25 protein-coding genes are annotated in these 21,649 nt (G+C 74.3%); 8 read left to right on the top strand and 17 right to left on the bottom strand.

From position 1 onward, the window contains the following. Window positions 1-115: 115 nt before the first annotated feature. The 6 genes from pyrE to KDL28_RS10060 form a co-directional block, all read right to left on the bottom strand. The gene (pyrE, locus tag KDL28_RS10085) at window positions 116-691 is read right to left on the bottom strand and encodes an orotate phosphoribosyltransferase (RefSeq protein WP_252437144.1); all 576 of its coding nucleotides are present in this window, start codon (window positions 689-691) and stop codon (window positions 116-118) included. Between the two features lie 25 nt (window positions 692-716). Beyond that, complete coding sequence (locus tag KDL28_RS10080) at window positions 717-1,484, bottom strand: SDR family NAD(P)-dependent oxidoreductase (RefSeq protein WP_252437143.1); 768 nt, start codon at window positions 1,482-1,484, stop codon at window positions 717-719. Window positions 1,485-1,530: 46 nt separating this feature from the next. Next, window positions 1,531-2,187 carry a TrmH family RNA methyltransferase gene (locus tag KDL28_RS10075; protein WP_252437142.1) on the bottom strand — a complete coding sequence of 219 codons (657 nt, stop codon included), beginning with the start codon at window positions 2,185-2,187 and terminating at the stop codon, window positions 1,531-1,533. A 50-nt stretch (window positions 2,188-2,237) separates the two neighbouring features. After that, the gene (locus KDL28_RS10070) at window positions 2,238-2,714 is read right to left on the bottom strand and encodes a DUF4262 domain-containing protein (protein WP_252437141.1); all 477 of its coding nucleotides are present in this window, start codon (window positions 2,712-2,714) and stop codon (window positions 2,238-2,240) included. A 94-nt stretch (window positions 2,715-2,808) separates the two neighbouring features. Then, window positions 2,809-3,447, bottom strand: coding sequence for a DJ-1/PfpI family protein (locus KDL28_RS10065; protein ID WP_252437140.1), 639 nt, complete (start codon window positions 3,445-3,447; stop codon window positions 2,809-2,811). A 22-nt stretch (window positions 3,448-3,469) separates the two neighbouring features. Continuing rightward, window positions 3,470-4,465 (bottom strand): GlxA family transcriptional regulator, encoded by a 996-nt coding sequence (locus tag KDL28_RS10060; RefSeq protein ID WP_252437139.1) that lies wholly within the window; start codon window positions 4,463-4,465, stop codon window positions 3,470-3,472. A 78-nt stretch (window positions 4,466-4,543) separates the two neighbouring features. On the opposite strand from KDL28_RS10060, the gene KDL28_RS10055 reads away from it, so the two are divergent. After that, entirely contained in the window at window positions 4,544-5,605 is a 1,062-nt protein-coding gene (locus KDL28_RS10055) for a glycoside hydrolase family 76 protein (protein WP_308215980.1), read from the top strand. A gap of 37 nt (window positions 5,606-5,642) precedes the next feature. On the opposite strand, the gene KDL28_RS10050 is transcribed toward KDL28_RS10055, so the two are convergent. The 3 genes from KDL28_RS10050 to KDL28_RS10040 form a co-directional block, all read right to left on the bottom strand. Next, window positions 5,643-6,455 (bottom strand): DedA family protein, encoded by an 813-nt coding sequence (locus KDL28_RS10050; RefSeq protein WP_308215979.1) that lies wholly within the window; start codon window positions 6,453-6,455, stop codon window positions 5,643-5,645. Window positions 6,456-6,480: 25 nt separating this feature from the next. Further along, the gene (locus KDL28_RS10045; protein WP_252437138.1) at window positions 6,481-6,711 is read right to left on the bottom strand and encodes a hypothetical protein; all 231 of its coding nucleotides are present in this window, start codon (window positions 6,709-6,711) and stop codon (window positions 6,481-6,483) included. 76 nt (window positions 6,712-6,787) lie between these two features. Continuing rightward, complete coding sequence (locus KDL28_RS10040) at window positions 6,788-7,384, bottom strand: SigE family RNA polymerase sigma factor (RefSeq protein ID WP_252437137.1); 597 nt, start codon at window positions 7,382-7,384, stop codon at window positions 6,788-6,790. 99 nt (window positions 7,385-7,483) lie between these two features. On the opposite strand from KDL28_RS10040, the gene fbaA reads away from it, so the two are divergent. From fbaA to KDL28_RS10025, 3 genes are all read left to right on the top strand, one after another. Then, window positions 7,484-8,518 (top strand): class II fructose-bisphosphate aldolase, encoded by a 1,035-nt coding sequence (gene fbaA, locus KDL28_RS10035; RefSeq protein ID WP_252437136.1) that lies wholly within the window; start codon window positions 7,484-7,486, stop codon window positions 8,516-8,518. Between the two features lie 193 nt (window positions 8,519-8,711). Next, window positions 8,712-9,125 carry a DUF3151 domain-containing protein gene (locus KDL28_RS10030; RefSeq protein ID WP_252437135.1) on the top strand — a complete coding sequence of 138 codons (414 nt, stop codon included), beginning with the start codon at window positions 8,712-8,714 and terminating at the stop codon, window positions 9,123-9,125. Window positions 9,126-9,130: 5 nt separating this feature from the next. After that, window positions 9,131-10,318 carry an FUSC family protein gene (locus tag KDL28_RS10025; RefSeq protein ID WP_252437134.1) on the top strand — a complete coding sequence of 396 codons (1,188 nt, stop codon included), beginning with the start codon at window positions 9,131-9,133 and terminating at the stop codon, window positions 10,316-10,318. Between the two features lie 58 nt (window positions 10,319-10,376). Here the strand turns inward: KDL28_RS10025 and pucL are convergent, their stop codons facing one another. After that, window positions 10,377-11,273, bottom strand: a complete 897-nt coding sequence (gene pucL / locus KDL28_RS10020; protein WP_252437133.1) for a factor-independent urate hydroxylase — start codon at window positions 11,271-11,273, stop codon at window positions 10,377-10,379. 160 nt (window positions 11,274-11,433) lie between these two features. Between pucL and uraD the strand changes: the two genes are divergently transcribed. Together uraD and uraH are read left to right on the top strand one after the other, a co-directional pair. Continuing rightward, window positions 11,434-11,919, top strand: a complete 486-nt coding sequence (gene uraD, locus KDL28_RS10015; protein WP_252437132.1) for a 2-oxo-4-hydroxy-4-carboxy-5-ureidoimidazoline decarboxylase — start codon at window positions 11,434-11,436, stop codon at window positions 11,917-11,919. 73 nt (window positions 11,920-11,992) lie between these two features. Further along, window positions 11,993-12,316 (top strand): hydroxyisourate hydrolase, encoded by a 324-nt coding sequence (gene uraH / locus KDL28_RS10010; protein WP_252437131.1) that lies wholly within the window; start codon window positions 11,993-11,995, stop codon window positions 12,314-12,316. Window positions 12,317-12,332: 16 nt separating this feature from the next. On the opposite strand, the gene KDL28_RS10005 is transcribed toward uraH, so the two are convergent. The 4 genes from KDL28_RS10005 to KDL28_RS09990 form a co-directional block, all read right to left on the bottom strand. After that, window positions 12,333-13,481, bottom strand: a complete 1,149-nt coding sequence (locus KDL28_RS10005; protein WP_372496939.1) for a macrolide family glycosyltransferase — start codon at window positions 13,479-13,481, stop codon at window positions 12,333-12,335. A gap of 79 nt (window positions 13,482-13,560) precedes the next feature. Then, entirely contained in the window at window positions 13,561-15,213 is a 1,653-nt protein-coding gene (locus KDL28_RS10000; RefSeq protein ID WP_252437129.1) for an ABC-F family ATP-binding cassette domain-containing protein, read from the bottom strand. A 127-nt stretch (window positions 15,214-15,340) separates the two neighbouring features. Further along, on the bottom strand, window positions 15,341-15,937 hold the full coding sequence (locus KDL28_RS09995; RefSeq protein ID WP_252437128.1) for an RDD family protein: 597 nt from the start codon (window positions 15,935-15,937) through the stop codon (window positions 15,341-15,343). Between the two features lie 127 nt (window positions 15,938-16,064). Further along, window positions 16,065-16,799: an SDR family oxidoreductase gene (locus KDL28_RS09990; RefSeq protein WP_252437127.1), complete on the bottom strand. Its 735-nt coding sequence runs from the start codon at window positions 16,797-16,799 to the stop codon at window positions 16,065-16,067. Between the two features lie 95 nt (window positions 16,800-16,894). Here KDL28_RS09990 and KDL28_RS09985 point away from each other — a divergent pair, with 95 nt between their 5' ends. Continuing rightward, window positions 16,895-17,587, top strand: coding sequence for a TetR/AcrR family transcriptional regulator (locus KDL28_RS09985; protein ID WP_252437126.1), 693 nt, complete (start codon window positions 16,895-16,897; stop codon window positions 17,585-17,587). A 72-nt stretch (window positions 17,588-17,659) separates the two neighbouring features. Here the strand turns inward: KDL28_RS09985 and KDL28_RS09980 are convergent, their stop codons facing one another. From KDL28_RS09980 to KDL28_RS09970, 3 genes are all read right to left on the bottom strand, one after another. Then, on the bottom strand, window positions 17,660-19,141 hold the full coding sequence (locus KDL28_RS09980; RefSeq protein WP_252437125.1) for an NCS1 family nucleobase:cation symporter-1: 1,482 nt from the start codon (window positions 19,139-19,141) through the stop codon (window positions 17,660-17,662). A 124-nt stretch (window positions 19,142-19,265) separates the two neighbouring features. Beyond that, on the bottom strand, window positions 19,266-19,997 hold the full coding sequence (locus tag KDL28_RS09975) for an aspartate/glutamate racemase family protein (RefSeq protein WP_252437124.1): 732 nt from the start codon (window positions 19,995-19,997) through the stop codon (window positions 19,266-19,268). An 11-nt stretch (window positions 19,998-20,008) separates the two neighbouring features. Further along, complete coding sequence (locus KDL28_RS09970; RefSeq protein ID WP_252437123.1) at window positions 20,009-20,719, bottom strand: GntR family transcriptional regulator; 711 nt, start codon at window positions 20,717-20,719, stop codon at window positions 20,009-20,011. Between the two features lie 66 nt (window positions 20,720-20,785). Between KDL28_RS09970 and KDL28_RS09965 the strand changes: the two genes are divergently transcribed. Beyond that, window positions 20,786-21,520: a DinB family protein gene (locus tag KDL28_RS09965; protein WP_252437122.1), complete on the top strand. Its 735-nt coding sequence runs from the start codon at window positions 20,786-20,788 to the stop codon at window positions 21,518-21,520. Window positions 21,521-21,649 lie beyond the last annotated feature (129 nt).

The following is a 21,649-nucleotide window of genomic DNA, read 5'->3' as shown; positions in this document are numbered from 1 at the left end:
CCCACCATGCGGGGTTCCCTGGGGGCGGGGGCGGGGTGCCGGCCGGCCCCCGCGTCCTCGTTTCCCGCGGCGGACGGCGGGTCGCGGTGAACGCGACCGACCGCCCGCCGATCGATCAGCCCCCGAGGCCGAGGTCCGCCAAGCCGAGCAGCGCCCGGTACGGCACGCCCTCGGCCTCGATCGCTTCCCGGGCGCCGGTGTCGCGGTCCACCACGGTGACCACCCCGACGATGGAGGCTCCCGCCTCGCGGACCGCCCGCACGGCGGTCAGCACCGAGGCGCCGGTGGTCGAGGTGTCCTCGACGACCAGCACCCGCCGACCGGTGATGTCGGGTCCTTCGATCAACCGCTGCATCCCGTGCTCCTTGGTGCTCTTGCGCACCACGAACGCGTCCAGCGGCGGCCGGTCGGGGCGGACCGCCCGTTCGGCGGCCGCCGCGTGCAGCATGGCGTCGGCGACGGGGTCGGCACCCAGGGTCAGCCCGCCGACGGCCTGGTAGTCCCAGTCGGCGGTCAGCGCCAGCAGCAGCCGGCCGATCAGCGGCGCGGCCCGGTGCTCCAGGGTGGCCCGGCGCAGGTCGACGTAGTAGTCCGCCTGCGCTCCCGAGGACAGCGTGACCGCGCCGTGCACCACCGCCAGCTCGGCCACCAGCGCGGCCAGCTGCTCGCGCTCGGTGTCGTGTGTACTCACCGGATACCCCTACCCGCCTTCGCGTTCATCTACGGCCCACCGCGGCCAGGAGCCGGCGCACCACCGGTCGGGGCAGCAGGTCGACGGCCGCGACGATCGCCTTGTACTGGCGGCTGGGCACCGAGACCACGCGGCCGCGGGCGAGGTCGGACAGGCCGTCGTCGACGACGCGCTCGGCGGCCAGCCAGAACGGCCCGCGCCGGGCGCCCGCGTCGATGCCGGCGCGCTCGTGGAACTCGGTGCGGACGTAGCCGGGGCACAGCGCCATCACCCGCACGCCGGTGCCCCTCAGGTCGCCGGCCAGCCCCTCGGTGAAGGTGGTGACCCACGCCTTCTCGGCGGTGTAGCTGGGGCTGGAGCCGGCCAGGAAGCCGGCGACGCTGGAGACGTTGACGACGGCACCGCGGCCGCGGTCGACCATCCCGGGCAGCGCGGCCCTGGTCAGCCGCAGGACGGTGGTGACGTTCAGGTCGTGCTGGCGCTGGATCGCGGGCATGTCGGCGTCGAGGAAGTCATCGGCCATGCCCATGCCGGCGTTGTTGACCAGCAGGTCGACCGGGGCGACGTCGGGGTCGGAGAGCCGGGCGGCCACGCGTTCGCGGCCGTCCTCGGTGGACAGGTCGGCGGGGAGCACCTCGACCGCCACGCCCCTGGCGCGGTGGTCGGCGGCGGCCCGGGCGAGCCGGTCCTCGTCGCGGGCCACCAGGACGAGGTCGCGGCCGTCGCGGGCGAGTCGGGAGGCGAACGCGGCGCCGATGCCCGCGGTGGCCCCGGTGATCAGAACTGTGGGCACGGGCCGACCCTACGTCCCACCGCCGCCGGATCCGCCGGTGGCGCCCTCACCAGGCCGCGGACAGGTCGGCGTGCCGGCGCACCCACGCGTGCATCGCGATCCCGGCGGCCACCCCCGCGTTGATCGACCGGGTGGACCCGAACTGCGCGATCGACACGGTCAGCGCGGCCGCCGCCGTCGCCTCGGGGCTGACCCCCGGCCCCTCCGCGCCGAAGAGCAGCAGGCAGCGACGCGGCAGCTCGGCGGTCTCGATGCGCTGGGCGTCCGGCGCGTTGTCCACCACGACGACGGCGAGGCCCCGGGCGCGGGCGAACCCGAGCAGCGCGGGGATGTCGGGGTGGTGGCGCAGGTGCTGGTAGCGGTCGGTGACCATGGCGCCGCGCCGGTTCCAGCGGCGGCGCCCGACGATGTGCACCTCCGCGGCCGCGAACGCGTTGGCCGTACGGACAACCGTGCCGATGTTGTGGTCGTGGCCGAAGTTCTCGATGGCGACGTGGAACGGGTGGCGCCGCTCGTCGAGGTCGGCGACGATGGCCTCCCGCCGCCAGTAGCGGTAGCGGTCGACGACGTTGCGTCGGTCGCCGCCGGCCAGCAGGTCGGGGTCGAGCCGGGGGTCGTCCGGCAGGGCGCCCGCCCAGGGACCGACCCCGACGGACTCCCCCCACTCCGTCGGCCCGGCCTCGCCGGGCTCGGTGCTGGCCACCCCGCGATGCTAGGGCTAGGGCTCACCTCCGGAACCGGGCCGCCCCCGGCTCACCCGGCCGGGTCGGCCAGCACCGCGCAGCAGGCGCAGCGCTGCGTCCCGTCCTCCGGGCGGGCCACCAGCTCGTCGACGGGCATCACCAGCAGGGCCCGCACGCCGGCCCCGCCGGGGATGCCGTAGAGGTCGTCGGCGGCGAACAGCCAGTGCTCGGCCTCGGGGAACGCCAGCAGGTGCACGTCGCCGGAGGGGGCGGCGACCCGCTGCCCGCCGACGAGCGTGTACCCGGCCCGGACGAGCTCGCCCAGCTCGTTGAGCAGCCGGGCTGCCGCGGCCTGCGCGGTGGCGAAGACGATCAGTTCGGGGTGGGCGAAGCCGGACAGCCCGACCGTGTAGACGTAGGGCGGGCCGTCCTCGTCGCCGTCGACGGCCTGCAAGGCCCAGCCGTGCCTGCGGATGGTCTCGCGCTGCCAGGCGTCGTACTGGTCGGCCCAGTGGGTCGACCGCGGGGAACGGTCGGGGAGGTCCATGCCCCGCAACCTACGCCAGCCCACCGACAATCTTCGAACTTCTGTTCGATCACGTCGGTGGGCGGCGGAGATCCACTCGATCGGGTGAGTCGGGTCAGGCGCGCAGCGCGGAGTACTCCCCGACGCGCGCCATCACCTCGCCGTCCACGCGGCTCGGGTGCCCGGCGTCGAAGGGCGGCTGCGGGTCGTACTCGATCGCCACCTGCGCCGCCCGCGCCGCCACGCCGTCGACCAGCAGCTCGGCCAGCCGGATCGCCATGTCGATGCCGGCGGACACCCCGGCGGCCGTGATCACCCGGCGGTCCAGGTGCTCGACCACGCGCTCGCTCACCGGCACCGCACCCAGCCGGCCCAGCAGCTCCAGCGCGCCCCAGTGCGTGGTCGCGGTCAGCCCGTCCAGCAGCCCGGCCGCGGCCAGCAGCAGCGACCCGCTGCAGACCGACGTCGTGTACCGGGTGCCGGGGTGCACGGCGCGCAGCCAGTCCAGGTACGGCCCGGGGGCCAGCATGCCCCGGGTGCCGATGCCGCCCGGCACCACCACCACGTCGGGCGCGGCCACCTCGTCGAGCGCGGCGTCCACGGTGAGCCCGAGGAACCCGTTCTCGGTGCGGACCTCGCCGCGCCGCTCGCCGACGAACACCACGTCGATCGACGGGATGCGCTGCAGGACCTCGTAGGGGCCGATGGCGTCGAGCGCGGTCAACCTGGGGTAGAGCGGGATCGCGATCTGCACGGTGGTCTCCGGTCTGGTCGGGTCAGGAGGGGACGGCGGCGAAGTGCCGCCGGTAGTGGTCGGGGGCAACGCCGACGCGGCGCAGGAAGGCGCGGCGCATGGTCTCGGCGGTGCCGAAGCCGGCCCGGGCGGCCGCCACCGACACCAGCAGCTGCTCGGACTCCAGCAGCCGGCGCGCGGTGTCCACGCGGACCCGCTCGACGTAGTCGCCCGGCGGGGTGCCCAGCGCCCGGGTGAACTCGCGGCTGAAGTGCCGCTCGCTCATCCCGACGCGCGCGGCCAGCACAGGGACGCGCAGATCGGCGGTGGGGTCGGCGTGGATGAGGTCCTGCGCGGCGCGCACGCTCGGCTGCCGCGCCGGGGTGTCCCAGACGGGCCCGGCGAACTGGCTCTGCCCGCCCGGCCTGCGCAGGAACACCACCAGCTCGCGGGCGATGTCCTGGGCGACGTCGACGCCGTGGTCGGCCTCGACGAGCGCGAGCGCGAGGTCGATGCCCGCGGTGACCCCGGCGGCGGTCCAGATCCGGCCCTGCCGCAGGTAGATCGGGTCGGACCGGACGTCGACGGCGGGGTGGCGGGCGGCCAGCACGGGCGCGTAGCGCCAGTGGGTGGTGGCCGACAGGCCGTCCAGCAGCCCGGCGGCGGCCAGCGCGAAGGCGCCGGTGCACACCGACACCACCCGGTCGGCCCGCGGCACCGCCCGGCGCAGCCACCGGACGTAGCCGGACTCGGCGCCGAACCGGCGGCTGCCGGGCCCGCCGGGGACGAGCAGGGTGCCGATCGGGCCGGATTCGGGCAGCGCGCCGTCGGCGACCAGGCCGAGCCCGCCCGCGCCGCGGACGGGGCCGGGCCGCTCCGCGACGAGGGTGACGGCGTAGCCGCCGCCGCGGCCGGTGGCGTCGAACAGCTCGGTGGCACCGGCGAGCACGTCGTGCGGACCGACGACGTCGAGGGGCTGCACGCCCTCGTACAGGGCGATGACCACCTGGTGCGTGATCGGCGGCTGCGGCTCGGACACACCACAACGGTGCTGGTCAACGCGGGTGGCGTCAACGACGCGTGTCCCACGGATCCGGCCATCGTGCAGACTGGCCCCGTGGCCGACATCGACTGGGCCGAGAGGGCCAACACCGCGGAGCGGGCGATCATGCGTCGACACGTGCGGCGGTTGGCGGGCGTGCTGCCCGGCACGCGGATCGGTCGCATCCGCTGGCCCCGGCGCACCCCGATCGCCCCGTTCCCCTGGCACTACTGGTGGCAGGCGCACCTGCTGGACTGCCTCGTCGACGCGCAGCGCAGGTCTGCGCGCGAGGGACGCGCCAGGGCGATCGCGGCGACGACCCGCAGCGTCCGGATCCACAACGCCGGCAGCTGGATCAACCGCTACTACGACGACATCGCCTGGTTCGGCCTGGCGGTGCAGCGGGCGGGCGGCGCGGCCGGGCGCTGGGGGCCGTCCGCGATCGAGGCGATCTGCACGCAGCTGGGCCGCGGCTGGACCGAGGACGGCGGCGGCGGGATCTGGTGGCGCCGCGGCGACAACTCGAAGAACGCCCCGGCCAACGGCCCGGCCGCGATCCTGCTGGCCCGCACCGGGCAGGTGAGCTTCGCCGCGGCCATCGTCGACTGGATGAGCGACACCCTGGTCGACCCGGACACCGGCCTCGTCCACGACGGGGTGCGCGTCGGCCCGGACGGCGAGATCTGCGAGGTCGACAAGCGGATCTTCACCTACTGCCAGGGCGTGCACCTGGGCGCCTGCGTCGAGCTCGCCCAGCGCGACGGCCACCAGCGCTGGGCGGACCGGGCCGTTGCCGTGGTCGACGCGGTGCGCCGTCGGCTGGCCGAGCCCAGCGGGGTGCTGCCCGGGGTGGGCGGCGGCGACGGCGGGCTGTTCGCCGGCATCACCGCGCGCTACCTCGCCGACGCCGCCGTGCGCCGCCCCGAGCTGTCCGACGCCGCCGGGCAGCTCGTGCTGGCGAGCGCGGAAGCGGCCTGGGACGGGCGGTTGGACACCGCGCTGGGTCCGGTGTTCTCCGCGGACTGGCGCGCGCCTGCCCCGGAGCCGCGGGCCGGGGTGCCCGAGTCGGACCTGTCGGTGCAGCTGGGGGGCTGGATGCTGATGGAGGCGGCCGCCCGCCTGCAGCGGGGCGGCTAGCGGGCGCTACCGGGCCGGTGGTCCCGTGGTGCGGTGGTCAGCCGCCGAAGGGCCGGGGTCGGGGCTGACCGGGGTGCGGGCGCATCGGCTGCGTCACCTCTGCGTGGTTGGCCGGGAGGGGCGCCGAGGGCCTGAGGTCGGCCCGGTAACCGCCCGGGGCGTGCGGAGCGGCCTCCGGCGCGTGCCCGGCACCGCGCTTGGACTCGCGGCGCGCCTTGATGACCTCGATGATGATCGGCAGCACGGACAGCAGCACGATCAGGATGAGCATCAGCTCGATGTTCTCGCGCACGAACGCGAACTGGCCGAGGAAGAAGCCCAGCAGCGTCACGCCCGCCGCCCAGGCCACGCCGCCGACCAGGGAGTAGGTGAAGAAGCGCTTGGCCTCCATCCGGCCCACGCCTGCCATCACCGTGATGAAGGTGCGCACGATCGGCACGAACCGGGCCATCACGATGGCCCGGTTGCCGTACTTGTCGAAGAAGCCCTGAGTCTTGACCACGTGCTCGGGTTTGAACAGCTTCGACTTGGGCTTGTCGAAGATGGCCGGTCCGGCCACCTTCCCGAGGTAGTAGCCGCACACGTTCCCGGCGAAGGCGGCGATCACGAGGATCACGCAGACCAGCCACAGCGGGGTGCCGATGCCCGGCTGGCCGTTCGCCGCCTGGGCCACGAACAGGCCGGCGGTGAACAGCAGCGAGTCGCCCGGGAGGAAGAAGCCGAGCAGCAGGCCGCACTCGGCGAAGACGATCAGTGCGAGGCCGACCAGGGCCCACGGACCCAGCCACTCGATGATGACGTCCGGCTTGAGCCACTCCGGGCCGAGCGCGACAACGTGGGTCTGCACCATGGCGACGGTACCGGGGGTGCCCCGTTCACCCGAGCGGGGGCAGCGTCCCCGGGGAGAGCAGGGACAACAGCGCGAACAGGACGCCGACGAGCAGGCCCACCGCCAGCGCGGCGAGCAGCGCGGCGCGGATCGCGGCCGTGTCGGGATCGGCGCCGCCGCGCGGGGCCGGGCCGTTCGGACCGGCGCGTCCCGCGCCCGTGGCCCTGGCGCGCAGGGCCTCGGCGAGGCGCTGCTCGGGCTCGACGCTCCTGCTCACGGGTCCAATGGTGCCATCGGGGCCGCCGGGGACCCGCACGGGTCCACCCGTCGGGGTGGCGGGGGGCGGGTGTGCCCTACCGGGAGCGCGGACCCATGACCCGGGCCACGGCGTCCAGCGCCCGGCTCGCGGTCGACTTCACCGTGCCCCGGCTGATGCCGGTGGCGTCGGCGATCTCCGCCTCGCTCATCCCGCCGTAGTAGCGCAGCACCAGCACCTCGCGCTGGCGCGGCGGCAGCGAGGACAGCGCGTCGACGACGGCCTGGTGCTCGGCCGAGAGCATGGCCAGCGACTCGGCGGAGCGGGCGTTCACCTGGTGGGGCGGCACGTACTCGCGGGCGGTGCGGCGCCTGCGCAGCACCGAGCGGGAACCGTTGACGACCGCCGCGCGCAGGTAGCCCACCGCGGCCGCCTCGTCCCGCAGCCCCGACCAGTGCCGGTGCAGCCCGGCGAACGCCTCCTGGACGACGTCCTCGGCGGTGGCCTGGTCGTCGACCAGCAGGGTGGCCAGCCGGACCATCCGCATCTGGTGGTCGCGGTAGAGGTCGGCCAGCGTGCGCGGCGCGCCGTCCGCGGGGGGCGGCGCGGGCTGGTGCGAGTCGAGGCTGCGCAACCGCGACAGCGTCATCTCGACGGCGTTGCCCGCGCGGTCGTCTGCGCGCTCGCCGTCCATGCCCTGCAGAGTAGTCGGGTCCGCCCGGCCGCCTGCGCCCGCGTAGTCCCCCGGGTGCGGGATACTCGCCACCAAACCGAGGACAGGAGGGACCCACTCGTGCCGATCGCGACCCCCGAGGTCTACAACGAGATGCTGGACAGGGCCAAGAGCGGCCGGTTCGCCTACCCGGCGATCAATGTGACGAGCACCGAGACGCTGAACGCTGCGCTGCGCGGGTTCGCCGAGGCGGGCAGCGACGGCATCGTGCAGATCTCCACCGGTGGCGCGGAGTTCCTCTCCGGCACCCGGGTGAAGGACATGGTCGTCGGCTCGGTCGGGCTGGCCGAGTTCGCGCACGTGGTCGCCAAGCAGTACCCGATCAACGTGGCGCTGCACACCGACCACTGCCCCAAGGACAAGCTGGACGGCTTCGTCCGGCCGCTGATCGCGCTCAGCCAGGAGCGGGTCGACCGCGGGGAGAACCCGCTGTTCCAGTCGCACATGTGGGACGGGTCGGCCACCGAGCTGCACGAGAACCTGCGGATCGCGGCCGAGCTGCTCGACCGGGCGGTCAAGGCGAAGATCATCCTCGAGGTGGAGATCGGGGTGGTCGGCGGCGAGGAGGACGGCGTCGCCAACGACATCAACGAGAAGCTCTACACCGCCCCCGGCGACTACGCCGACACGGTCGAGGCCCTCGGCGGCGGCGAGAAGGGCCGCTACCTGCTGGCCGCCACCTTCGGCAACGTGCACGGCGTCTACAAGCCGGGCAACGTCAAGCTCCGCCCGGAGATCCTCAAGCAGGGCCAGGAGGTGGCCACCGAGAAGCTCGGCCTCGACGCCGGCTCCAAGCCGTTCGACCTGGTCTTCCACGGCGGCTCGGGCTCGCTGATCGAGGAGATCCACGAGGCGCTGGACTACGGCGTGGTGAAGATGAACGTCGACACCGACACCCAGTACGCCTTCACCCGGCCGATCGCCGCGCACATGTTCAGCAACTACGACGGCGTGCTGAAGATCGACGGCGAGGTCGGCAACAAGAAGGCGTACGACCCGCGGTCCTACCTGAAGAAGGCCGAGGTCGCGATGTCCGAGCGGGTCATCGAGGCCTGCGAGAACCTGCGCTCGGCGGGCACCTCGCTGGCGGGCTGAGGCCCTCCGCGGCCCACCGCTCCAGCGGGACGGCGGTCGTCCCGGCGATCCGCGGCGGCTCGGCCTCGTCGAGCGCCGCCGCGGCGACCGTCGTCCGGCGGACCCGCGCGGGGAAGGCCCGGCGCGGGGGCGCGCGTGCCTGCGCGACGAGGTCGTGGGCGCGCTGAGCACCGGGTGGGGGCAGGATGCTCGCATGACGACGCACGGCAACCTGCTGGGCCCCGAGCCCACCCTGCTGCCCGAGGACCCCGCGGCCGCCGAGATCGACGCGGGCCAGGAGCCGGCCGAGGTCGCCGCGGCGCACCCGACGTCCAGCCTGGCCTGGGCGGTGCTCGCGGAGCGGGCGTTGCAGGACGGGGTGACGATCACCGGCTACGCCTACGCCCGCACCGGCTACCACCGCGGCCTGGACATGCTGCGCCGCAACGGCTGGAAGGGGTTCGGCCCGGTGCCCTTCTCGCACGTGCCCAACCAGGGCTTCCTGCGCGCGCTGGCGGCGCTGCAGCGGGCCGCCGCGGCGATCGGGGAGACCGACGAGGCCGAGCGCTGCCGCACCTTCCTGGCCGACTCCGACCCGGCCGCGGCCGCGGCCCTCGGCCTGGACTGAGCCCGGTGGCCGACCCGGATCGGCCGTCGGAGTCGCCCGGACCCGAGCCCGGGTCGGCGTTCGACCCGCCGACGCTGCCGTCCGCGCGGCCGAACCGCCCGCGCGGGCGCCGGGCCCGCGTGCGGCGCGGCCTCGCGGAGCGGTGGCGCCGGCTGCGGTACTCGGCGGTGCCGATCGCGCAGTGCGCGGTCGCGGCCGGGCTGGCCTGGTACGTCGCGCACGACCTGGTCGGCCACGAGCGCCCGTTCTTCGCCCCGATCGCCGCGGTGATCTGCCTCGGGGTGTCCCTGGGCGCCCGGCTGCGCCGGGTGGTGGAACTGGTGGTCGGGGTCAGCGTCGGGCTGCTGGTCGCCGACGTGCTGATCGCCTGGATCGGCAGCGGCGGCTGGCAGATCGCGCTGGTCGTGCTGCTGGCGATGGCCGTGGCGGTGTTCGCCGACGGGGCCACCCTGCTGGTCGCCCAGGCCGGGTCCTCCGCGGTGCTGGTGGTCGCCCTGCTGCCGCCGGGGGACAGCGGCGGGATCGACCGCGCGATCGACGCGCTGATCGGCGGCGCCGTCGGAGTGCTCGTGGTGGCCGTGCTGCCCACCGACCCGGTCGGTCCCGTGCGCCGGCAGTCCCGAGCGCTGCTCGACGAGCTGTCCGCGGTCCTGCGCGCCACGGCCGACGCCCTGCGCGAGCGCGACGTGGAGGCCGCCGCCGCGGCACTGCGTCAGGCCCGGGCCAGCCAGCCGCTCATCGACGGGGTGCGCGGCGAGCTGCGCGGCGGCCAGGAGGTCACCCGGATGACCCCGCTGTACCGGCGCCGGCGCAAGGTGCTGGGCCGCTACACCGAGCTGGCCGAGCGCAGCGACTACGCCATGCGCAACGCCCGGGTGCTGGCCCGCCGCGCGTTCGTCGCGCTCGGCGACGACGAGCCGGCCGCGCCCGAGCTGGCCGACCTGGTCGAGCGGCTGGCGACCGCGGTCGACTCGCTGACCGGGCAGCTGGGCCGCGACGGCGAGCGCGCCCGGGCCCGCGGCCCGGTGCTGGACGTCTTCACCGACGCCGAGGAGCTGACCCGGACCTGGACGCCGGGGCCGTCCGAGGCGGTGATGCTGGCCCAGGTGCGCTCCATCGTCCTGGACCTGCTGCAGGCCACCGGCCTGACCCGGGCCGAGGCCCGGCACGCCATGCAGCACGCCGGAGACTGACCTCCCGGGGTCGCCTGAGCGAGCCTGGCCGAGCGCTCGGTGGTCGCGATCGGTCACTTCAGATGAAGCCCGTCACGCCCTCCCAGGCCCCCGGGGCCGGGGGCGCCTCGTCCCGCACGACCGAGGCCTCGATCAGCCCGTAGGGCCGGTCGGCCGCGTACCAGACCTCGTTCGGGTTGTCGAGGCCCCACTTGGACAGGTCGACCAGGAAGTGGTGCTTGTTGGGCATGGAGAACCGGATCTCGGCGACCTCCGGGTGGCCCTGCAGCACGGCCTCGCCCATCGCGTAGAGCGTCTGCTGCAACGACAGGCTGTGCGTCAGCGCGAACGTGTCCAGCATCGCCTGGCGCACCGAGCCGAAGGTCTTGTCCCACTCGACGTCCGTGCCCAGGTAGCGCCAGCGGGCGGTGACCGCGGTGGCCAGGATCCGGTCGTCGGTCTCGACCAGCGAGGTGAACGGGACGTCCGGGAAGCCGTGGAACTCGCTGCCGGTGCTCTTGAGCACGACCAGGTCCGTCAGCCCGGAGATGACCACCTCGTCGGCGCCGTGCTTGGTGACCACCGTGGTGCGGGTCTCGCCGGTGTCCTTGACGAAGGCGTGGTCGTGCGGCCCGGCGTCGGTGGTGGAGATCCGGCCCCACGAGTGCTGCAGCACCTCCTGGCGGGCCCCGCTGACCTGCTCGAAGCCGTCGACGAAGTAGCGGGCCATGCGCAGCGCGAACTCCTCCGGCGCGCCGACCCCGTGCTGGCGGGCCAGCGCGTAGACGGTGTTCTTCTGCGTGTCGGTGGCGATGACCTTGGAGTTGTCGCCGGTGAGGTGGGTGGCGGCGAAGTCGCCGACCAGCTGGCCGGTGACGGTGACGTCGGTGATGCGGTGCACCGGCGTGGACCGGTCCACGTGCACCATCCGGCACTCGGCCTTGCCGTACCGGTTGTAGCCCAGCGAGATGCCCACCGCCGCCTCCATCGTCGTCCTGACGGTCGGCCATGGGCCGACCCCGGCCCGAGAACGGTAGGTTGCCGACGGCACCGCGCGCTGCGTCGATCGCGATTCTTAACCGGGTCGTCGTGGCGCTCGAAGTGCCGGACACGCCGACGGAGGGAGCATTCGCCCCATGCGGATGGCGGAGTTCGACCAGCTGCCCGGTGTCGACGCCGAGGCCGCGCTCCTGGGCTGCTGCGCGTCCCCGCAGTGGGCCAGGAGGCTGGCCGCCGCCCGCCCGTACGGCTCCCCGGCCGCACTGCTCGACCGCGCCGACGCCGTGCTGGCCGAGCTGGACGAGGCCCAGGTCGACCTGGCCCTGGCCGGCCACCCGCGGATCGGGGAGCGCTCGGCGCACGCCTCGTCGGCGCGCGAGCAGGCCGGCGTGGCCGGGGCACCGCAGGACGTCCGGGCCGCGCTGGCCGAGGGCAACCGGGAGTACGAGGCCCGGTTCGGCCACGTCTACCTCGTCTGCGCCGACGGCCGCCCGGCCGGGGAGCTGCTGGCGGTGCTGCGGTCGCGGCTGCACAACGACCCCGCCACCGAGCGCGCGGTGCTGCGCGCCGAGCTCGCGAAGATCAACCGGATCCGGCTGGGCAGGCTGGTGGAGGACACGTGAGCGAGCTTGCGAGCTCACCGTTGGACACAGCACCGTCGGTCAGGCGACCGCCGAGCGTCAGCGAGGTGGTCGCATGACCGGGATCAGCACCCACGTGCTGGACGCCGCGCTGGGCCGCCCCGCCGAGGGCGTGCCGGTCCGGCTGACCGCCCCGGACGGGGCGGTTCGGGAGGGCGTCACCGACGCCGACGGGCGGATCGCCGATCTGCTCACCGCGCCACCGGGGCCGGGAGTCCACCGGCTCACGTTCGACACGGCCGCCTACTTCGCCGCGACCGGCCAGACGGGCTTCCACCCCGAGGTGACGGTGGCGTTCGAGGTGGCCGACGGCCGGCAGCACGTGCACGTCCCGCTCCTGCTCTCGCCGTACTCGTACACGACCTACCGCGGCAGCTGAGCCCGCTCGGGCGGCGTCAGCGGGGCAGCTCGGCCTCGATCACGTCGGCGGCCGCGCGGGCGCCACCGGCGGCGCGCAGCTCGTCGCGCAGGGCCGCCGAGCGGGCGGCGACCTCGGGCGAGCCCGTCAGCGACAGCACGGCCTCCCGCAGCACCCCGGGCGTCACCGACTCCGGGGGGACGGTGACGCCGACGCCGAGCGACTCCAGCATCGCGGCGTTGCCCGGCTGGTCGACGGCCTGGGGCACCGCCACCATCGGCACGCCCTGGTAGAGGCCCTCGCTGCAGCCGCCCATCCCGGCGTGCGTCACGAACGCCGAGGCCCGCCCGAGCACCGCGAACTGCGGCACCCACGGGTGCAGCTCCACGTTCGGCGGCAGCGGGCCGACCGCGGCCGGGTCGACGTGGCGACCGATCGCGATCACCACCTCCCAGTCGAGGTCGCCGAACGCGGCCACGCAGTCGCGGTAGAAGTCGACCCGGTCGGTGTAGGCGGAGCCGAGGGAGACCAGCAGCAGCGGCCGGTCGGGCTCGGGCCAGGCGGACTCCCGGCGGCGGTCGAGTCCGGGCCCGACGAACGTGTAGACCTGCTCGTCGACGCGGTCGGCGTTCGGCTGCATGGCCTTGGGGACCAGCACGACGCAGCGCGGCGGGTGACCGGCGAACTCCGCGTGGGAGGTCTCGATCCCCAACCCGCGCAGCCAGCCCTCGAACCGCTGCACGAACGCGACGCCTGCGGGGTCGCGCAGGAACGACAGCGCCTCGGCCATGTCGTCCTCGTAGCCGCGCCAGGCCACGATGCTCGGCGAGAGCTGCACGAGCGGCAGCCCCCAGCGCTGGGCCAGCGCGCGGCCCGCGAAGCCACCGATGTCGTAGAGCACCAGGTCGGGACGGTCGTCGGCGAGCGCGGACTCCAGCTGCGGCAGCACGCCGATCGCGTCGTCGAGGAACAGGGCCGTGCCGGCCAGCGGGTCGACGGGCCACTGCTCGTCGCGGGTCTCGTCGGGCAGCGTCGAGGTGATCACCAGCGGGGTGGCGCCCGTCGCGGCGGCGGCGTCGGCGAACGGGGCAGGGATGGCGTAGTCGACCCGGTGACCGCGCTCGACCAGCTCGGCGATCACCGGCAGGTGCGGGTTGGTGTGGCCGTGCGCGCCGACGCCGACCATGAGGATGTGGGACAACGGGATCTCCGGTTCCTGTGCTGCGGGTAGGACGGGCGCTCGTCCAGTGTCAGGAAGGCCACCTTCAGGACGCCTGGTGACAGGAAAGTGGCTTCGCCGGCACCCGCCGGGACCCCTCCGCCCGCAGCTCCAGCTCCCGGCCCCGCCACCGGCGGCGCAGCCAGCGGTCGTGGGTGGCCACCACGACGGCGGCCGGGGCGTCGGCGAGCGCATCCTCCAGCTCGTCGGCCAGCGCCGGGGACAGGTGGTTGGTGGGCTCGTCGAGCAGCAGCAGCTGCGGGGCGTCGGCCACCAGCAGCGCCAGGTCGAGGCGGCGGCGCTGGCCGACCGACAGCTCGCCGACCGGGCGGTTCAGGTCGCGCGGGGCGATCAGGCCCAGCTCGGCCAGCGGGCGGGCGGCGGCCCGTTCCTGCCCCAGGCGCTCGGTGTAGACGGTGAGCGCGGTGCGCTCGGGGTGCGGGAACGCGGTGTCCTGGGCCAGCAGCCCGACGCGCAGCCCGCGGCGGCGCTGCACGCTGCCGCCGACCGGTTCCAGCACCCCGGCCAGCACCGCCAGCAGCGTCGACTTCCCGGCGCCGTTCGCGCCGGTGACCAGCAGCCGGTCGGTGGCGCCGAGGTCGAGGTGCTCGACGTGCAGCCGCCCGGGCACGCGGACGTCGCGCAGCGCGGCCACGGTGCCGGGCGCGGCCCCGCTGCCGAGGGTGGCGTGGAACCGCAGCGGTGCGGGCGGGCGGCGCACCTGGTCGCGGGCCAGCTCGTCGAGCCTGCGGCGGGCGTTGCGGACCTGCCGGGACACGGCCTGCTGCACCCGGGCACCCTTGAACGCGTAGATGAAGCCGTCGTTGTCGCGGGGCGGGCGGTCGTGCGGGGCCACCTGCCGCGCGGTGTGGTTCACCGCGCGGCGCAGACGGGACAGCTCCTCCTGCTCGTCGAGGTAGCGCTGCTCCCAGCGGGCCCGCTCGGCCCGCCGCTCGACCTGGTAGTCGGTGTAGCCGCCGCCGTAGCGGGTGGGGCCGCCGACGGCCGGGTCGAGGTCGATCAGGTCGGTGCAGACGGCCTCGAGGAACGCGCGGTCGTGGCTGGCCGCCACGACGACCCCCGGCAGCCCGCGCAGCTGCTCCTCCAGGAACGCCGCAGCCGCGTCGTCGAGGTGGTTGGTCGGCTCGTCGAGCAGCAGCGCCGAGGGCCTGCGCACCAGCAGCGCGGCCAGCCCCAGCCGGCCGCGCTGGCCGCCGGACATCTCGGCCACGGGCCGGTCGGGGCCGATCCCGGCCAGCCCGAGCCCGTCGAGGACGAGCTCGGCGCGCCGATCGGCGTCCCAGACTTCGTGCTCGGTGCACCAGTCGAGGGCCTCGCCGTAGCGGCGCAGCAGCTCCGGGTCGTCGGGGTGCCGGGCGACCCGGTCGGCGAGCTCGTCGAGCTCGCCCAGGGCCGCCCGGGCCTCGCGCACCGCGTCGGCCATGACCGCGCCGAGCGTGGCCGAGCCCGGGTAGGGCAGCTCCTGCTGCCCGAAGCCGAGGTCGGCGGGCCGACTGACGGTGCCGGCGTCCGGGGACTCGTCCCCGGCCAGCAGCCGCAGCAGCGTCGACTTGCCGACCCCGTTCTCGCCGATCAGGCCGATGCGCCTGCCGGGGGCGGCGGTGAGGGAGACGCCGTCGAGGACGGTGCGGTCGCCGTAGACCTTGACGAGATCGACAGCGAGCAGGGGTGCGGGCACGCGGACCACCGAGCGGATTCGGTCGGTCGCCCGCCGGGGCCGGGGGCCGCGGCGGCGGGCGGAGGGCGCGCTCAGCTGAACATGATGTGATCAGCATGCCGCGCCCCGTCGCCGCGGCGCAACCCGGTTAGAGCCGCTTGGACAGGTCGACCCGCCCGGGGACCATCATCCGCAGGTCCTCGCCCAGCACGATCCCGCGCTTGTCCGCGCGGACCACCCGCGTCCCGGCGACCAGGTCGTGCACCGCCCGCCGGCGCGCCCCGCCGAACCCGGCGAGCAGCAGGCTGACCAGCAGCGACAGCGCTCCGACCAGGGCCAGTGCATCGAGGACCGCGACGTCGGGGTTGCCGCCTGCCGCCGACATGAGGACGAACGGCACGAAGATCAGCAACATCCGCGCCGTCGCCGCCCCGGGCGCCACGCCGGCGGGGCGGGACTCGGCGGCGGGGACGACGCGCAGGCCCATCAGTCCCTTGCCGAGGGTCTGACCTCCTCGCCGGGCGAGCAGGTACACCTCCAGGCCGACGTAGGCGAGGAAGTAGCAGACGACGACGAACACGGTGATCAACCCCTGCCGCCCGAGCACCGGCTCGAGCACCGGTCTGACCACGAGCAGGACCAGCGTGAACGGGATCACCAGGGCGAAGGTGAGCACCAGCGCGAACCCGAGGTCGATCAGGCGGGCGGCGAGGCGGCGGGGGAACGGGGCCGGGCTGTGGAGCATCGGGTCCTCTCCGGCTCGACGGGCATGATCGGACCAGCTGCTGCTCCCTCCCTCTCGCCCGACCTGCCCCGGTCGTTACCCGCCTCCACCGTGCGCGGCCCCGGTTCGCGATCGGCGGGTCCGCCTCCTAGACGATCCCGCCGTTGGCCCGCAGCACCTGCCCGTTGACCCAGCGCCCGCCCGGACCGGCCAGGAAGGCGACGGTCTCGGCGATGTCCTCGGGGCGGCCCAGGCGCTCCAGCGGGGGCTGCTTCGCCATCCGCTCGACCGTGGCCTCGTCCTTGCCGTCGAGGAACAGCGCGGTCGCGGTCGGACCGGGGGCCACGGCGTTGACGGTGATGTCGCGGCCGCGCAGCTCGCGGGCCAGGACCATGGTGATGCCCTCGACGGCGGCCTTGCTGGCGACGTAGGCCCCGTAGGTCGGCAGCTGCAGCCCGACCACGGACGTCGAGAAGGTGACGATCGCGCCGCCCGCGCGCACCCGGCGCGCGGCCTGCTGGGCGACGACGAACGTGCCGCGGATGTTGGTGCGGTGCAGGGCGTCGAGGTCGGACAGGTCGAGCTCGGCGATCGGGGCCAGCACCATCCGCCCGGCCGCGTGCACGACCACGTCGACGCCGCCGAACGCGTCCTGCGCCGCGTCGAACAGCCGCTCCACGGCCGTCTCGTCGGCGACGTCGGCCGCCACGGCGATCGTCCTGGCCCCGGCCCCCGTGGCCGCGGCGACGGCCTTCTCGGCGGCCTCCGCGTTGCCCGCGTAGTTGACGACGACGTCGTACCCCTGCTGGGCGAGCTTCCGGACGACCGCCGCGCCGATGCCCCGGGAGCCCCCGGTGACGATCGCGACCCGTGTGCCGGTCATGGTCCCACATCCTTCGTAGCGTCGATACGTTCTGCCGCTATCAACGTTAGCACGAGGGCCGTACCGTCGCTAGCGATGTTCGCTATCATCGATACGTGACCGATGCGGACCTGCGGGCCCGGCTGCTCGCCGCGGCCGCCGACCAGCTCGCCTCCTCGCCCACGAACGACGTCGCCACCCGGGCCGTGTGCGAGACGGTCGGGGTGAGCCAGCCCGTGCTCTACCGGCTCTTCGGCGACAAGCAGGGCCTGCTCGACGCGCTGGTCGACGACGGCTTCGCCCGCTACGTCGAGCGCAAGAGCGCGCTGCGCGCCACCGGCGACCCGGTCGCGGACCTCTGCGCGGGCTGGGACGACCACACCGACTTCGCCCTGACGAACCCGGCGGTCTACCGGCTGATGTTCGCGCCGCGCCCGGGGCGGACCTCGGCCGCCCGCCGGCAGATCTTCGACATCCTGGTGCGCACGCTGACCCGGTGCGCGGCGATCGGGCGGCTGACGGTCGACCCGGTCGTGGCGGCCAGGACGATCCTGTCGGCCAACGTCGGGGTCTGCCTGAACATGATCAACCAGCCCGGTCTCTACGACGATCCGGAGCTGCCCCGGCGGATGCGCGACATCGTGGTCGGGGCGCTGGTCGGCGTCGAGTCGGCGCCGGCGGACGTCGACCCGCTGGCCGGCGGCGCCGCCCGGCTGCTCGCCCAGCTGTCGATCGCCGGCACCGACGAGCTCGTGCCCGAGGAGCTCGCCCTGCTGCGCCGCTGGCTCACCCGCCTCGCCACCCCCTGACCGTCGAGAACGAACCTGTTGTCGTTTTGGACCGGTCCAACCGACAACAGGTTCGTTCTCGACGGGTGCGGGTCAGGCGACGGGGGCGGCGGCGCCACGCCGGGACAGGGCCCAGTGCAGGACGAACGCCACGCCGCAGCCGATGAACCAGCTGAACGCGGCGGCGTCGGACGACCCGAGGAACACCACGGCCATGGCCAGCACCGCGCCGGCCGCGGTGGCCGCGATCGCCACCGGGTTGTAGCCCTTCGTGTAGTGGTAGGTGCCATCGGTGCGCATCGTGTAGAGGTCGTCCACGACCACCCGCTGCTTCTTGACCAGGTAGTAGTCGGCGATCAGCACGCCGTACAGCGGGCCGATGAACGCCCCGAGCGTGTCCAGCGTGTAGTGGATGACCTCGGGGCTGGAGTACAGGTTCCAGGGCGTGATCAGCACCGAACCGACCGCCGCGATCATCCCGCCGGTCCGCCAGCTGATCTTCTGCGGGCTGACGTTGGAGAAGTCGAACGCCGGGGACACGAAGTTCGCCACGATGTTGATGCCCACCGTCGCGACCATGAAGGTGAGCGCCCCGAGCACCACCGCGAACGCGTTGTCCAGGCGGGCCACCGTCTCCACCGGGTCGGTGATCAGCTCGCCGAACACCGGCACGGTGGCCGCCGAGGTGATCACCACCAGCAGCGCGAACGCCAGGAAGTTGACCGGCAGGCCCAGGAAGTTGCCCTTCTTGACCGCCGAGTACTCCCGGCCGTAGCGGGAGAAGTCGCCGTAGTTGAGCATCGGCCCGGAGAAGTAGGAGACCACCAGCGCGATCGCGGTGAGCATCACCGGGACCACCGCCCAGCCGGTGATGGAGACCTCGGCCAGGTTCAGGTCGATGTTCGCCCAGCCCGCCTCGACCACCAGGTATCCGGCCAGCAGGAACATCACCACGTAGACGGCGGGGCCGCAGAAGTCGATGAACTTGCGGATCGCCTCCATGCCGTTCCAGAACACCGCCGCCTGGGCCACCCACATCACCAGGAACGCGATCCAGCCCAGCAGGGACAGCCCGGCGAGCCCGGACGTGTCGGCGTCGGCGATCGAGGCCAGGCCCGGCCACAGCTTCAGCGCGACGACCACCAGCGAGGCCGACGCCAGGTACGTCTGGATGCCGTACCAGGCGACCGCGATCAGCCCGCGGATGATCGCCGGGATGTTCGCGCCGAGCACGCCGAACGACACCCGGGAGATCACCGGGTACGGCGTGCCGGTGGCCTGGCTGGGGCGGGCCACCAGGTTGCACAGGAAGTAGACGATCGTGATGCCGATGAGCAGCGCGACCAGCACCTGCCAGGCCGCCAGGCCCAGCGCGAACAGGCTGCCCGCGGTGACGTACCCGCCGACGCTGTGCACGTCGGACATCCAGAACGCGAAGAAGTTGTAGGACGTCCAGCTCTGCTTCTCCAGCGGGGCCAGGTCCTCGTTGGTCAGCCGCGGGTCGTACTCGGGTTTCTGGATCCCGTGCCCGGCCGCGGCCGGTCGGTCGCCGACGTGCTCGATCGAATCGGTCATGTGTGCCTCCGGCTCCCCGTTCCCGTCAGGGGACGGTAGGTCGCCGCGGATCCGATCTCCGCACGTCAGGCCAACATTTCACAGAACCGTGCGGCCCGGGAACGGGGCCGAAACATATAATCGGTCAGCGGATCTGGAACCCGGAGAGCAATCCGGTGTAGGGCTTGGCGGGCGGCCGGGCGAACTCCCCGCGCGAACCGGTCGACAGGCCCAGCGCCACCAGCGACTCCACGGTCCGCGCGGCCGCCGCCACCCCGTCCACGACCGGCACGCCGATCTCGGCGGAGATCTTCGCGCACAGCTCGGCCATCCCGGCGCAGCCGAGCACCACGGCATCCGCGCCGTCCTCGACGACCGCCCGCCGGCACTCCTCGGTGATCGCCGCGGTCGCCCCCGGCGACTCCAGCTCCAGCACCGGGATCTCGCAGGCCCGCACGGCCAGGCAGGCCCGGCCCACCCCGTAGTGCTCGGCGAGGTCGCGGGCGCGCCCCGCGGTGCGCCCGAGCGTCGTGACGACCGAGAAGCCGCGGCCGAGGTAGGTCGCGGTGCGCATGGCGGCCTCGGCGATCCCGACGACCGGCCCGGTGGCCAGCTCGCGGGCCGCGTCGAGCCCGGGGTCGCCGAAGCAGGCGATCACGTAGCCCTGGGCCCCCTCGACCTCGCCGCGGGCGATCTCGGCGAGCAGCCCGGGCACGGCGAGCGCCTCGTCGTAGTGGCTCTCGATCGACGCGGGCCCCATCGCCGGGGTGGCGGCCTCGACGACCGTCCCCGCCCCCACGGCCGCCTGCGCGCATCTGCCGATGACCTCGGTCATCGCCTCGGTGGTGTTGGGGTTGATCACCATGATCCGGGTCATCGCTGGGATCGTCACTGCGCCTCCGCCACGCCGACCACGGCCTGTTGCAGGTGGGAGTGGTGGCGCTCGGCGCACGCCACCAGCTCGGCGGCGTCGCCGTCGACGAACGCGCGCAGCATCTCGTCGTGCTCGGCGTGCAGGGCGTCCCACTCCGAGCGCGGCAGCCGCGACATGGGCCGGTAGGGCTCGGTGAGGTTCCACGCCGACTCCAGCATGGCCTGCAGCCGGGCCATCCCCGACGGCGCCACCAGCGCCAGGTGGAACCGGCGGCTGTCGCGGTGGTAGGCGCGGTCGTCGCCGTCGGCCATGGCCGCGGTCAGGGCGTCGTGCGAGCGCCTGGCGCACTCGACGTCGACGGGGCGGGCGCGGGCCACCGCGTGTTCCAGCGCGGCCCGCTCCAGCACCCCGCGCACGAGGTAGAGCTCCTGCAGTTCGGCGTCGGTGAGCCGGGCGACCGTGTAGCCGCCGCGCAGCTCGTGCTCCACCAGCCCCTGCCCGACCAGCGTCTTGAGCGACTCGCGGACCGGCACGATGCTCACGCCGAGCACCGCGGCCACCTCCTCCTGCGGGATGCGCATCCCGGGCGGCGCGTCGCCGGCCAGGATGACCCGCGTCATCTCGGCCAGCACGGCCGCCCCGCTGCGCTCGGTGCTGCCCAGCGCGGCGACGAACGGCACCGCCTCCTCCGAGACGGCGGGGGTCCGGCGGTACGGCGGGTGCACGCCGTGACGGTACGTCCGCGGTGTCGCCGCCGGAAGACGTCGGTGGCTGGGGCTAGCCTGCCGGCCATGGGTTGGGACGAGTTCCGCGGCGCACGGTTCGTCAACCGCGACATGTCCGGAGCCGAGTTCCGCGACGTGCTGCTGCGGGGGGCCCGGATGCGCGGGGTCGTGCTGGACGACACCGACATCGACGGCGCGATCGACGGCCTGCGGATCAACGGCGTCGAGGTCGCCCCGCTGGTGGAGGCCGAGCTCGACCGCCGCCACCCCGAGCGCGTCGCGCTGCGCCCGACGACGATCACCGGCGCGCGGGAGGCGTGGGCCGTGGTGGAGTCGTTCTGGGCGGCCACCACCGAGCGCGCGCTGGCCCTGCCCGAGGCCGACCTCCACCGTTCGGTCGACGACGAGTGGTCCCTGGTGCAGACCCTGCGGCACCTGGTGTTCGTCACCGACGCCTGGTTCTTCCACGCCGCGCTGGGGCAGCCGCACCCGTACCACCCGGCCGGCGTGGTCCCGGACTTCGTGCCGGAGATCGCGGCCCTGGGCATCGATCCGGCCGCCGCACCGTCGGCGCGGGAGGTGCTGGCGCTGCGCGCGGACCGGTTCCGCCGCGTCCGCGAGTTCCTCGACGGCGCCGACCAGGACGACCTCGACCGGGTCCGGGAGCCGAACCCGGTGCCCGGCTACCCCCCGAGCGCGCCGAGGTCGGCGCTGCAGTGCCTGCGCGTGGTGCTCTCCGAGGAGTGGGAGCACCACCGCTTCGCGGTGCGCGACCTCGACCGCATCACCGCGCGGGGGTGATCGATCACTCGGTGGGTGCACATCCGCGCGCCGTTCGCGTGGTCAGCCCGCAGATCCGAACGAGGGTGGTCAGGGCCGATCGGGTACAGCTGGGTGCCCGGGGGAACCGGTGCTCCCGACCGGGCGTTC

This window comes from Pseudonocardia humida, from assembly GCF_023898865.1.
GTDB classification, from domain to species: domain Bacteria; phylum Actinomycetota; class Actinomycetes; order Mycobacteriales; family Pseudonocardiaceae; genus Pseudonocardia; species Pseudonocardia humida.
This window is presented reverse-complemented; position numbering and strand designations above follow the sequence as displayed.